A 13,942-nucleotide genomic window follows, 5' to 3' on the forward strand; every position below is an offset into this window, starting at 1 on the left:
TTGATAATCAAAATTTTACACTCTTAAAGATAGGTAAAAAAACTATTCGACGCTTACTTTTAAAATTAATTTATTGATTAATTAATGTAAAGTTTATTTTCATTATTAATACCTTTGTCTTTTCAAACACAAACCAGCATTCTATGGATTTTAGGAATTTTAAAACACCCTACAATATCAATCCCCAATATTCAAAAAAAACAGCCTATTTCTCAATGGAATTTGCCCTTGAGCAGGTGTTAAAAATATACTCCGGAGGACTTGGCTTTTTGGCCGGATCCCACATGCGAAGTGCCTATAATCTGAAACAGGACCTTATCGGAATTGGTATTCTTTGGAAGTTTGGATATTATGACCAGGCCAGAAACCACGATCAGACCTTACAGCCGGTATGGACAAGAAAAATGTACAGCTTTCTTGAGGATACCGGAATAAAATTTCAGATCGAAATTCACAGCGCTCCTGTTTGGGTAAAAGTATGGTATCTTGATCCTGAAATCTTCAATACAGCACCTATGTTTTTTCTCTCCACAGATGTTCCTGAAAACGATCACGTTTCAAAAACCATCTGCCATAAGCTGTATGATGCGAATGAATCTACTAAACTTGCTCAATATATCTTGCTTGGAAAAGGAGGTGCCAAATTATTGGATGAAATGAACATAGAAAGGGAGGTTTATCATTTAAATGAAGCACACGGACTTCCGGCAGCATTTTATCTGTTAAGAAAATACAACGGAGATCTTAACAAGGTTAAAGAAAAACTGGTTTTCACAACCCATACTCCGGAAGAAGCCGGAAACGAGAAACATAATTTCAAATTATGTCATGATATGTCTTATTTCTCTGGCTATAGCATGGAAGAGGTAAAGGCTATTGAAGGAACAGATGACGAACGTTTCAATCATTCACTCTGTGCCTTGAAAATGGCAAGGATGGCCAATGGAGTGTCTCAGCTTCATGGAGTGGTTTCCCGTACTATGTGGAACAAATATCCTGGAATCTGTGAAATCACGTCTATTACCAATGCTCAGGAATTCAAATACTGGGCAGACAAGGCACTTTACAATGCAAAAGATGAAAATGATGATATCGTTTTCGATTTCCGTAAAAAGTCTTTAAAGAAAGAGCTGTTCAGTATTGTAGCAGATCAGACCGGAAACCTTTTCAATCCTAATGTTTTCACTATTGTATGGGCCAGACGATTTGCAGGCTATAAACGAGCCGAATTACTTTTACATGATAAAGACAGATTCTATAGGCTTCTGAACAATCCGAAATATCCGGTACAGATCATCTGGGCAGGAAAACCTTATCCAATGGATTATTCAGCCATTTCTACGTTCAACACTTTGGTTGAAGAGAGTAAGAATCATAAAAATATGGCTGTTCTTACAGGATATGAACTTTCTTTAAGCAAATCCTTAAAGCAAGGATCTGACCTATGGTTAAACAATCCAAGAGTTCCGAGAGAAGCCTCAGGAACTTCAGGAATGGCAGCCGCTATGAACGGTTCTGTCAACTTATCAACAGATGACGGCTGGATCCCGGAATTTGCAAAACACAGAGAAAATTCTTTTGTAGTTCCAAAAGCCGATTACCTGAATATGAGCATCTATGAACAAGATAATTATGATTTAAATACATTATACGAAATCCTTGAAAATGAAATCCTTCCCACTTATTATGATAACCCGAATCAGTGGAGGAAGATTCAGTATAATGCTATGAACGATGTAAAAGATCACTTCAATAGCGACAGAATGGCGGATGAATATTATAGAGTGCTTTACAATCAGACCAATAATTAATCTGATATTGCTCCTTCACCATATAAATAAAAGACCTGAAAAAATTCCAGGTCTTTTATATTTAAAATTACTTGCTTCTCTTTTTGGCCGGCACTTTCAGCCCTTTTTCCTTTGCTTCAGAAATACCGATAGCTACAGCCTGTTTTCTGCTCGTTACTTTTTTCCCGGAAGAAGATTTCAATTTTCCTTCCTTAAATTCATGCATTACTTTTCCTACTTTGTCCTGAGCTTTGTCTGAATATTTGGTTTTGCTCATGATAAGAATTTTTAAGATTTTGGCAGGGATACCCCCAGTTCATAAACTCTGGCATGTTTCAAATACTTTGAACGCTCTCTTGATGTCACCGATTGAAACTGATCATTTTTGATCACAATAATCGGGTCTTCTATATTTTCAATTTCAAAGTTGGCAAAATATCTTTCATCCGGACTGGTTTTATCATTTTTTGCCTTAATCTTCTGCAGTTCATCTGCATATTTTCTAAATCCGGGATCAGATGAATGGATAAATTTATACTCATCGCCTGCATACACATAGTAATGAATTTTCTTCTCTATCAAACCGGCTTCATCTGTAATTTCTGGGTTATCGTTTCCGTCTTTAAACCCTACTTCCACTAATATTCCACCTTTTTTGCTGGCACATTCCTGTGCATCATTAAAACTGGAAAAACCTGTATAAACAATTCGGTCGTTCAATACATATCGGTTCAGTTTCTGGTTGTATGCATTCGTTTCCATAATTATCCTTTTTGATTGATTGGTAATTATATACTTCAATTTTTTTGCCAAATTGCCTTTTTTAAAAAAAATCACAACAATGTCTTAGATTTGTTTTATATGGTTATATAAGTAAGATTTATTAAATTTGGAATCATTAAAATTAGAAATGAAAAAACTACTCTTAACTTTGACTATAGCAGCGGCATTTCATAATGTGTCAGCCCAGGAAATAACTTTAGATAAAATTTATTCAGGATACTACCGTGGTAAAGGTATTGCTGGGATTACTTCCATGAAAAACGGTGAAAATTACCTTGTTATTGAGCCGTCAGGAATTGCAAAATATTCTTATAAAACATCTCAAAAAGAAGGAAATATCGTGGATGGAAGCTTTGAAAGCTATGTATTCTCTGATGATGAGTCTAAAATTCTTTTGCAGAAAGAAAGCCAGCCTATCTACAGACATTCATTCCTGGGAAAATTTGAAGTAAAAGATTTAAAATCAGGGAAGGTAATCAGCTTAAATGAAGGAAAGCCTGTTCAGGAACCTGGCTTTTCACCTGATGCCACAAAAGTAGCTTTCATTTCTGATAACAATTTATTCTATCAGGATCTAGTATCAGGAAAAATCACTCAAATTACTACTGACGGTAAGAAAAACTCTATTCTTAATGGGTTGGCAGACTGGGTATATGAAGAGGAATTCGGACATGCAAAGCTATATGAATGGACAAAAAACTCTGATGCCATTGTATTTGTAAAATCTGACGAGAGCCAGGTTCCTGAGATTTACATTCCTATCTACGGAAAAAATCTTTATCCCACAGAAATGCGTTACAAATATCCTAAAGCTGGAGAAAAAAATTCTGTAGTTTCAGCACAGCTGTACCGTCTTGATACAGGAAAAGCAATACAGCTGAACTTAGGTTCTTTCAAAAACTATTATATTCCTAATGTTTTACAGACTGCAAAAGCAGATGAAATTGTTCTGATTACTTCGGAGAGAATTCAAAATGCTTCAGATGTTTTAAAAGTGAATACTAAAACAGGAGCAGTACAGAAATTATTCACAGAAACGGATGATAAGTGGATTGAAACAGACAGTCCTACCATTGAATTCCTTGATGATGATTCTTTCCTTTGGGCTTCTGAAAGAGACGGAAACCGTCATTTATATTGGTATGATAAAGATGGTAAACTAAAAAACCAGGTTACTAAAGGAAATTGGGAAGTAACCGACTACTATGGTTTTAATCCAAAATCTAAAGAGATCTACGTTCAGACTACAGAAAAAGGGAGTATCAATAAAGTGGTTTCTAAAGTGAATATTGAAAACGGAAAGTCTCAGCTGATTTCTAATGCAGAAGGAAACAACTCTGCGAATTTCAGTAAAAACTACAATTATTTCATTGAAACTTCTTCTACTGCTGCAAAACCGTATACTTACGTCTTAAAAGATGGTAATGGAAAAACAGTAAAGGAGCTTCAGAATAATAATGATCAGCTTCAGAAACTGAAATCCGATAATTTTGTTGAGAAGGAATTCATCACCATTCCTAATGCTGTAGGCGATCAGATGAATGCCTGGGTAATGAAACCTAAAAATTTCGATCCTAATAAAAAATATCCGTTATTCATGTTCCAATATTCCGGCCCGGGATCCCAGCAGGTTGCCAACTCATGGGACAATGGAAATGCCATGTGGTTCAATCACCTTGTACAGAAAGGATATATTGTGGCTTGTGTAGATGGACGTGGAACAGGTTATAAAGGAGCAAAATATAAAAAGGTGACTTATATGAACCTTGGAAAATATGAGATTGAAGACCAGATTACTGCCGCAAAATGGTTCGGAAACCAATCTTATGTTGATAAAAGCAGAATCGGTATGTTCGGATGGAGCTTTGGAGGTTATATGACCAGCTTAGCCATGACAAAAGGTGCGGATGTATTCAAAATGGGAATTGCTGTAGCACCGGTAACCAACTGGAGGTATTATGATTCAGTATATACAGAAAGATTCATGAGAACGCCTCAGGAAAATCCTGATGGATATGATAAGAATTCTCCTACTGAGTATGCGAACCTATTGAAAGGAAAATTCCTTTTAATCCACGGAACTGCCGATGATAATGTACATTTCCAAAATTCTATGGAATTATCTGAAGCTTTGATTCAAAATAAAAAACAATTTGATTTCATGGCTTACCCGGATAAAAACCACGGAATCTATGGCGGACAGACAAGGCCGCAACTGTTTCAGAAAATGACAGATTTCATTCTGAATAATTTATAAATCAAGCCGCGACTTTAAACAGTCCAATAATATAATAAGGCATCTCACTATTGAGATGCCTTATTATATTTATTTCATTAATCATTTAGGGCTCTATTTATTTATTTTATCAATTGAAATTAAAAACTTATTTTTGGGGAAATTGAAATTTGAATATATGAAGACTAAACATCCTAAAGGGCTGCCTTATCTTTTCTTTACAGAAATGTGGGAGCGTTTCGGGTACTACCTGATTCTTGGAATCTTTGTTCTGTATGTCATCGAACCTACCGGTATGAAAGGAGGTCTGGGACTACCAGATAAAACTGCTGATGATATTTTCGGAACTTATATTGCATTAACTTATCTTACTCCATTTATTGGAGGATTCTTAGCGGATAGAGTTTTAGGATATATAAAATCTATTTACCTTGGTGGTTTCTTAATGGCTGCCGGATATATAGGAATGGGTGTTTTCAAAGATTTGCCTTTATTCTACTCCTCCCTAGCATTAATTATCATTGGTAACGGTTTCTTTAAACCTACTATTTCTACCCTTTTAGGAAATCTTTATTCTGAAGAACCATATAAAGCAAACAAGGATTCGGGGTATAATATTTTCTATATGGGAATCAATATAGGAGCATTTATCTGTAACATTATTGCAGCATTTATGCGTAATAAGTTCGGTTGGGGTGAAGCTTTCATTACTGCCGGAGTCGGGATGCTTATCGGGATGGTAATTTTCACGATCGGAAGAAAACACTATATCCATGCAGCACAGATGAAACCTGTACAGGAAGGTGATACAAAACTTTCTGAAATTATGCTTAAAGTATTTGTTCCTGCTATTGCTGCCGGAGCTATCGGTTGGTTTATTCCTAACAATATTTTTGGAAGTGACAGTACAGATGCATTTATTTTTGCTTGTGTTCCTGTTATTTACTTCTATGCTTCTCTTTACTTTAAAGCTAAGCCTGATGAAAAAGCATCCATTGGAGCATTACTTTCTGTATTCCTGATCAGTATGTTCTTCTGGGCGGTTTTCAAGCAGAATGGTACTGCTTTAACGAGATGGGCCAATTATTATACAGACAGAAGTGTTCCTGTTTCTTTGGAAAAGCCTTTGGAAGGAATCTACATGGTTGATGGGAAAAGCTACGAAGACAAAGAAGTTCCTGTGTATGATAACCAATTCCGTTCTCAGAAAGATGACAATGGAAATACTAAAAAAGAAACAGGAAAAGATGTTTACTTTAAAAATATCACCCCGGAACAGCGTGCTGCTTTAGAAAAAAATCCTGAAAGTAAAGTTTACTTATACAATACAGAACTGTTCCAATCCATCAATCCATTCTGGGTGATTGCATTAACTCCGGTTGTGGTAGGGTTCTGGGCGCTGTTAAGAAGAAAAGGTAAAGAACCTTTAACACCTACCAAGATCGTTCTGGGATTATTTATTTCAGGGTTATCATGCCTTGTCATGGTTCTGGCAGTAATGGCTGGTGACAACGGAGCCGTAAAAGTTTCTCCTTTATGGCTGGTAGCCAGTTACGGAGTCATCACTATTGGAGAGTTATGTCTTTCACCAATGGGACTTTCATTCGTTTCCAAGCTTTCCCCTGCAAGGATTACAGCTTTAATGATGGGTGGGTTCTTCCTGGCTAACTCAGTAGGAAATAAACTTTCCGGTATTCTGGCGAGTACATGGTATAACTATGAAAACAAAACGAATTATTTCCTTGTGAATTTTGCTTTGTTAATATTTGCTACGCTTTTAGGCCTTTCAATGTTAAAAAGACTAAATAAAATCATGAAGGAAAAAGGACATTAATCCTTGATATTATAAAGAATAGAAAGCTGCGGACTGAGTCTGCAGCTTTTTTATTTAAAAATAAAATTAAAACCTTGCCAAAAACCCAAAATAAACTATATTTGTCAGTCTTAACAAAAATTAACAATAGAATAAAAATGGATAATATTGAAGCAATAAGTCCGAAACCGGATGAATTGGTAGAGAATAAGAATTCCAGACATCCAAAAGGATTATGGGTTCTATTCGGAACGGAAATGTGGGAGCGTTTCAACTTTTATGGAATGAGAGCACTTTTAACGCTCTTTATGGTAAATTCCTTATTGATAAAAGAAGCAGATGCAGCCATTATCTATGGTGGATTTTTAGCTTTATGTTATTTAACTCCGCTTTTGGGAGGATTTATTGCAGATAAATACATTGGAAACAGATTTGCAATTATCGTAGGGGGATCACTTATGGCCATTGGTCAGTTTTTATTATTCATCAGTGCATCAACGTTCTCTACAGATATTGGAAGTGCTAAGCTTATTATGTGGCTGGCTTTATTTGTTATCATTTTTGGTAATGGTTTTTTCAAACCGAACATTTCATCAATGGTGGGAAGCCTTTATCCGAAACAGGAAAAATCCAAACTGGATTCTGCTTTCACCATTTTCTATATGGGGATCAATATCGGAGCCTTCTTAGGTCAGTTTATCTGTCCTTATGTAGGAGATGTGAAAGATGCTACCACTGGAGTAAGAGATATTTTTGCTTTCAAATGGGGATTCTTAGCAGCTTCAATTGCAATGGTAATCGGAACTGTAACATTCTTTATTCTTAAAAATAAATATGTAGTAACGCCTGAGGGAAGACCTATCGGAGGATTACCGAAGAACAATTCAACTGCAGATTTTGAAGAAGGAGAATCTCAGACGGCAAAATTCTCAGGGGGATTCTTAGGAGCAACTGTAGCTATATTTGTTGTTCTATTCTTTGTATTCAGATATTTATTGGTAGGAGAATTCGGATTTAACTCAGTGGAAATGGGGCAAATGATTAAAGGAATCATATATCCATTTATCTATGCTGCTGGTATTTCCTTAGCATTTCTTATCATGTCTTCTGCTGAAAATAAAATTGAAAGACAGAGAATCTGGGTAATTTATATTGTTTCATTCTTCATTATCTTTTTCTGGGCTGCTTTTGAACAGGCAGGGTCTTCATTAACGTTTATTGCGGATAACCAGACAGACAGAAATATTTTTGGCTGGAATATGCCTCCTTCAATGGTTCAGATTTTTAATGGTATTTTCGTAGTTCTGTTAGCAGTTCCTTTCAGTTTATGTTGGGATAAACTGAGAGCAAAAGGGAAAGAGCCGGTATCTCCATTCAAACAAGCAATGGGATTAGCTTTAATTGCTCTTTCTTATTTTATCATCGCACATAACGTTAAAGATTTAGGAAATTCAGGTCTATTAGCCATCAAATGGTTAATGCTTTTATACTTCATTCAAACTTGTGGTGAGCTTTGTTTATCTCCAATCGGACTTTCTTTGGTGGGTAAATTAGCTCCAAAAAGATTTGCTTCTTTATTATATGGTGTTTTCTTTATTTCCAATGCTGCCGGATATGCTTTAGCAGGTTCATTAGGAGCGCTTATTCCTGCAACAGGTGATAAGTTTAAGAAAGCTCAGGAAATTGGGGTAAACTTACAGGATGTTTTAGATAAAAAAGTAACTCTTACTACAGATCAGGTTGCAGCATTTGAAAAGGCTCAGCTACCATTACACAACCCTACTTTTGTAGGATTTGAGATTCATAACTTATTTGAATTCTTCATGGTATTCGTTGTACTTTGTGGTATTGCTTCTGTAATCTTAGGCTTACTTTCACCTATCTTAAAGAAAATGATGCACGGTGTAAACTAACTGCATTAACAAAATATGAATAAAACCTCTGCTAAGTCGGAGGTTTTTTTTATTTTCGTATGATGGAAATTTCCGAAGATTCTTTATTCCTATCCGTAAAGGATATCATTAGACAGTCGCGCGAAAAGGTTTTTCGAATAGCGAATTCTACACTACTGCTTACGTATTGGCAGATCGGAAAACTAATAGTTGAAGATGAACAACAGGGGAAAGAACGGGCAGAATATGGAAAATATACTCTAAAAAATCTTTCTCAGAAGCTTACTTTAGAGTTTGGAAAAGGCTTTGATTACACAAACCTTTCTAATATGCGTAAGTTTTACATTGCTTTTCCAATTGTTGACACATTGTCTCAACAATTGAGCTGGTCTCATTACCGACTGCTCTCAAGCCAGGATGATAAGAATAAGAGACAATATTATCTTAATGAAGCAGCACAAAATAACTGGAATGTAAGGGACTTAAAAAGACAAATCAGTTCCCTGGCCTACGAAAGAGTTCTAGAGCATAAAAAATCTCCAACTGAAAGCATCCACAGTATTTTAAAAGATCCCTATATTTTTGAGTTTCTGGGTTTAAAAGCCGATGAACAGTTTTCAGAAAAAGAAATTGAAACCGCCATCATAGATCATATTCAGAAATTCTTACTGGAATTTGGAAAAGGATTCGCTTTTGTAGCAAGACAACAACATATTTCCACGGATACTTCAGACTTTTATATTGATCTTGTTTTCTACAATTATATCTTAAAATGTTTTGTCATTATCGACCTTAAAACCGGGGAACTTTCTCATCAGGACATCGGGCAGATTGATATGTATGTAAGAATGTATGATGATCTGAAACGAGGTGAAGGAGACAATCCAACAATCGGTATTTTACTTTGTTCTGAAAAGGATGAAACCATTGTAAAATATTCGGTACTTAATGATAAAAATAATTTATTTGCAAGCAAATATCTGCTGTACCTCCCCAAAGAAGAAGAATTAAAACAAATCATCGACCAGGACAGAATCCGTTTTGAACTGGATCAGGAAAATAAAAACCCTTAATTAAAAATTAATCATATATCGTTATGAGCTTAACTCTAGAAGAAATACAAAATTTTAAAGGAAAATATCCAAAGCAGCTTTGGACCTTATTCACCGTAGAAATGTGGGAACGTTTCTGCTTTTATGGTATGCGAGGAGTCCTTACCATTTTCATGGTAGATCAATTGGGATTACTGGAAGACAAAGCTAATTTACAATATGGAGCCATACAGGCTTTTATTTATGCATTTACTTTTATCGGAGGTATTTTTGCGGACAAAATATTAGGTTTCAAAAAATCTCTTGTTTTTGGAGGCCTTATCATGGCTGTTGGAAATCTTATTATAGCCCTTTCGCCCCATGACTTTTTCTATTTTGGGATTACCTGTTCTATCATAGGTACCGGTTTTTTCAAACCGAATATTTCATCTATGGTTGGAGAACTTTATAAAGAGGATGACCCAAGAAGAGATGCCGGATACGGCCTTTTCTATGCCGGAATCAATATTGGAGGTCTTCTAGGTGGAGCTCTATGTGTTTATCTTGGAAAATATCATTCCTGGTCTTGGTGTTTCCTGGCAGCTGCTGTAGTAATGCTTTTAGGTCTAATTACATTTTTTGCTACCAGAAAAACATTAGGCCCAATTGGTGATTCACCATTGCAGTTCATTCCTAAATCAAAGAGAACATTACGTGAAGTGTTGGTATATATTGGAGCATTATTAAGCATGCCACTTATCTTCATCATGGTTAAAAATACAAGCTTTACAGATTATTTCATGTATCTTATTGGTATTGCAGCTGTAGGTTACTTCATCATGGAAACTTTAAAACAGACTTCAGCTTATCAAAAGAAACTGATTGCTGCATTTGTGTTTATATTCATGTATTTTGTTTTCAATTCTATTTATGAACAAAGTGGAGGATCTTTATCTTTATTTGCAAAAGACAACCTTGTACACAGTCTACTGGGCTTTGGAATGGATCCTAATGTAATTAATAACAGTGCCAATTCTTTCTTTATCATTATTTTCAGCCCACTTATAGGCTTAGCTTGGGTAGGTTTGAATAAAAAGAAATTAGAACCGAATACTGTTAATAAATTTGGAATTGGATTTTTATTTTTGGCTGCAGGGTTCTTCTTATTTTATAGTCTGAGATATTTTGCAGGTGCAGATGGAAAATCTTCACTTAACTTATTTACTTTTACATGGCTTGTTATTACTTTCGGAGAATTGTGCTTAGGTCCGATCGGGATGTCTATCATTACCAAATTATCTCCTAAAAAAATGTTTGGAATGATGATGGGGTTATGGTTCTTAGCAAGTGCATTCGGACAGTTTGCTGCCGGAAAAATTGGAGCAAGTTTATCTGAATCCAATACAGGAAATACTAATATGAGTAAACTACTGGCTTATACAGATGGATATAAAACACTGGGTATTTATGCATTAGTTGCCGGAGTGGTATTAATATTGCTATCTTCACTCGTGAAAAAATTAATGCAGGATGTAAAATAGAAAATAAGTAATTATGCTTATTTTTACGTAAATGTCAAATTATGAAGAAAATTTTAAGCATAGTTCTCTTATTATTATTAAATTTTAGTTTTGCACAAACTAAATGGATGACTATTGATGAAGCTCTGAAAGCACAGAAAGAAAATCCTAAAAAGATTCTTATTGATTTTTATGCAGACTGGTGCGGGCCATGTAAAATCATGGATAAAAAAACTTACGGACATCCAGTACTTGCTCAGATTTTAAATGAGAATTTTTATCCTGTAAAATTTAATGCAGAAGAAAAAAAGAGTATTGAAATTTTTGGAAGAACATTTTCCAATCCTAATACAGAACAGAAAAAAGGACGAAACTCTCTACATGAATTTACTCAATATATGAATGTAGGTGCTGTTCCAAGTACTGTATTTCTGGATGAACACGGTGATCCTATTACAATTCTTCAGGGAGAATTATCTGCCAAGGAACTGGAACCTTACCTGGAACTGATCTCAAAGGACCTCTTTAAAAAGATCCGTACCAGAGAGCAGTGGGAAGATTACCAGAAAAAGTTCAAATCTAAAATAAAAGATTAGTACGTAATTCAGATCTCAAACTTTGAATTATCTTCTTATACAACTTAAGACTTTCAATTTTTTTTGGAAGTCTTTTTTATTTTCCCGAAATTCGAACCTTTGTTTTTCATACAATATTCGATTCCCGAAATTCGGGCCTCAGATTAAGAAATGACTTTAGAAACGTCCATAGAATATGTAAAAGGAATAGGTCCGGAAAGAGCCAAACTCATTAAAAGCGTGTTGGGGTTATCCACTGTAGAAGACATGCTGAACTTCTACCCTATCCGCTATCTGGATAAAAGTAAACTCTACAAGGTTTCCCAACTCCATGAGGAAACCAGCCAGGAAATCCAGTTTAAAGGAAGAATTACCCAAGTTCAGGAGATTCAGACCGGAAAAACTAAAAGACTGACCGCTAAATTCAATGATGATACGGGAAGTATGGATCTTGTATGGTTTCAGTATTCCAAATGGCTGAAGGAACAGCTTCCTATTAACCGCGAAGTTTATATTTTCGGAAAAATTAATGTTTTCAACCGTCAATTTTCCATGCCACATCCTGAGATTGAGGTTGAAGAAAAAAAGGAAGGAGAAGTCAGGCTTAAGCCTATTTATCCAAGTTCTGAAAAACTGACCAAAAGAGGACTCAATCAAAGGTTCTTTCAGAATGCTCTAAGAAATATCTGCAGGGAAATTCCGAATCTTATTGAAGAAAACTTTCCTGAATATCTGATGAAAACATTCAAATTCATGTCCAGACAACATGCTTTTCTGAATGTACATTTCCCAAAGGATTTAGAACATTTTGACCAAGCAGATTTCAGACTGAAATTTGAAGAATCATTCTTTTTTCAGTTGGGATACGGTTTAAAAAAACTTCATCATAAAACCCAGTCAAACGGCAACCCTTTTCCTATTATAGGAGACTATTTCAATGATTTCTATGAAAATTATCTTCCGTTCGAACTTACCGGTGCTCAAAAAAGAGTTTTAAAGGAGGTCAGGATGGATATGAAAAAGCCGATTCAGATGAACAGGCTTTTACAGGGTGATGTAGGCTCAGGGAAAACCATGGTAGCTTTACTAACGATGCTTATTGCGATGGACAATGGTTTTCAAAGCTGCATGATGGCTCCTACCGAAATTCTTGCCCAGCAACATTATAACGGAATAAAAGATTTACTTGAAAAAACAGGAATCAATGTCCGGTTACTGACTGGCTCTACCAAAGCAAAGGAAAGACGAATTATTCACGAAGAGCTTGAAAACGGTACGCTTTCTATTCTTGTGGGAACGCATGCTGTGTTGGAGGATAAGGTTAAATTTAAAAACCTTGGGTTGGCTATTATTGATGAACAGCATCGATTCGGGGTAGCACAACGGGCAAAACTTTGGGCCAAAAATAAGATTCCGCCTCATATTCTGGTGATGACGGCTACACCAATTCCAAGAACATTAGCAATGAGTTTTTATTCTGATCTGGATGTTTCTGTAATTGATGAAATGCCTGTAGGAAGAAAACCGATCATTACAGCTCACAGACGTGAAAAAGACAGATTGTATGTATATAATTTCTGTAAAGATGAAATCAAGAAAGGAAGACAGGTTTATTTTGTGTATCCGTTGATTGAAGAGTCTGAAACATTAGATTATAAAAATCTGATGGAAGGATTGGAACATGTCATGGATTTTTTCTCCGACTACAATGTTATCATGCTGCACGGAAAAATGAAGCCGGATGAAAAAGATGCTGCTATGGCTTATTTTGCTTCAGGAAAGGCAGAAATCATGGTTGCCACTACCGTTATTGAGGTAGGGGTAAATGTTCCCAATGCTTCTGTAATGGTCATTGAAAGTTCTGAAAGATTTGGACTTTCACAGCTTCATCAGCTCAGAGGACGTGTAGGAAGAGGTGCTGAACAGAGCTACTGTATCCTGATGACTTCTGATAAATTATCTAAAGAAAGCAGAACCCGTATCAAAACGATGACAGAAACTAATGACGGTTTCAAAATTTCTGAAGTGGATATGCAGCTTCGTGGTCCCGGTGATATTCTGGGAACCCAGCAAAGTGGTGTGGTTGATTTTAAAAGACTGGATCTGATTAATGATTCTGCCATTATTAAAACAACAAAAAATACCGTTGATAGAATTCTTGAAGCTGATCCGATGCTGGCAAGACAAGATAATCTGATGATTAAAAATTACTACATAAAGTACTATAAAGGGAAAAATAAATGGAGTAAAATTTCATAAAAAAAACCGCAGAAAAAATTTCCTGCGGTCCCCTTATAAAACT

10 protein-coding genes are annotated in these 13,942 nt (G+C 35.7%); 8 read left to right on the forward strand and 2 right to left on the reverse strand.

Annotated elements, in window-relative coordinates; genetic code table 11:
- The first annotated feature begins 143 nt into the window (after positions 1–143).
- Complete coding sequence (glgP, locus tag WH267_RS00850; RefSeq protein ID WP_340004811.1) at positions 144–1,811, forward strand: alpha-glucan family phosphorylase; 1,668 nt, start codon at positions 144–146, stop codon at positions 1,809–1,811.
- Positions 1,812–1,878: 67 nt separating this feature from the next.
- Here the strand turns inward: glgP and WH267_RS00855 are convergent, their stop codons facing one another.
- Together WH267_RS00855 and WH267_RS00860 are read right to left on the reverse strand one after the other, a co-directional pair.
- A complete protein-coding gene (locus WH267_RS00855; RefSeq protein ID WP_115971909.1) occupies positions 1,879–2,067 on the reverse strand; it encodes a DUF6496 domain-containing protein in 189 nt (62 codons plus the stop codon).
- A gap of 11 nt (positions 2,068–2,078) precedes the next feature.
- The gene (locus WH267_RS00860) at positions 2,079–2,552 is read right to left on the reverse strand and encodes a hypothetical protein (RefSeq protein ID WP_115971910.1); all 474 of its coding nucleotides are present in this window, start codon (positions 2,550–2,552) and stop codon (positions 2,079–2,081) included.
- A 148-nt stretch (positions 2,553–2,700) separates the two neighbouring features.
- Here WH267_RS00860 and WH267_RS00865 point away from each other — a divergent pair, with 148 nt between their 5' ends.
- The 7 genes from WH267_RS00865 (at position 2,701) to recG (ending at position 13,899) form a co-directional block, all read left to right on the forward strand.
- Entirely contained in the window at positions 2,701–4,830 is a 2,130-nt protein-coding gene (locus WH267_RS00865) for a S9 family peptidase (protein WP_340004817.1), read from the forward strand.
- 157 nt (positions 4,831–4,987) lie between these two features.
- Positions 4,988–6,643: a peptide MFS transporter gene (locus WH267_RS00870; protein WP_340004819.1), complete on the forward strand. Its 1,656-nt coding sequence runs from the start codon at positions 4,988–4,990 to the stop codon at positions 6,641–6,643.
- Between the two features lie 137 nt (positions 6,644–6,780).
- Positions 6,781–8,535 carry a peptide MFS transporter gene (locus tag WH267_RS00875; RefSeq protein ID WP_340004822.1) on the forward strand — a complete coding sequence of 585 codons (1,755 nt, stop codon included), beginning with the start codon at positions 6,781–6,783 and terminating at the stop codon, positions 8,533–8,535.
- A 59-nt stretch (positions 8,536–8,594) separates the two neighbouring features.
- Positions 8,595–9,587, forward strand: a complete 993-nt coding sequence (locus tag WH267_RS00880; RefSeq protein WP_340004824.1) for a PDDEXK nuclease domain-containing protein — start codon at positions 8,595–8,597, stop codon at positions 9,585–9,587.
- A gap of 23 nt (positions 9,588–9,610) precedes the next feature.
- Complete coding sequence (locus WH267_RS00885) at positions 9,611–11,086, forward strand: peptide MFS transporter (RefSeq protein WP_340004826.1); 1,476 nt, start codon at positions 9,611–9,613, stop codon at positions 11,084–11,086.
- Positions 11,087–11,127: 41 nt separating this feature from the next.
- Positions 11,128–11,661, forward strand: coding sequence for a thioredoxin family protein (locus tag WH267_RS00890; protein WP_115971915.1), 534 nt, complete (start codon positions 11,128–11,130; stop codon positions 11,659–11,661).
- A 150-nt stretch (positions 11,662–11,811) separates the two neighbouring features.
- Positions 11,812–13,899, forward strand: a complete 2,088-nt coding sequence (gene recG / locus WH267_RS00895) for an ATP-dependent DNA helicase RecG (protein WP_340004829.1) — start codon at positions 11,812–11,814, stop codon at positions 13,897–13,899.
- The last annotated feature ends 43 nt before the right edge of the window (positions 13,900–13,942 follow it).

Source organism: Chryseobacterium sp. MYb328 (assembly GCF_037572595.1).
Lineage (GTDB): Bacteria > Bacteroidota > Bacteroidia > Flavobacteriales > Weeksellaceae > Chryseobacterium > Chryseobacterium pennae.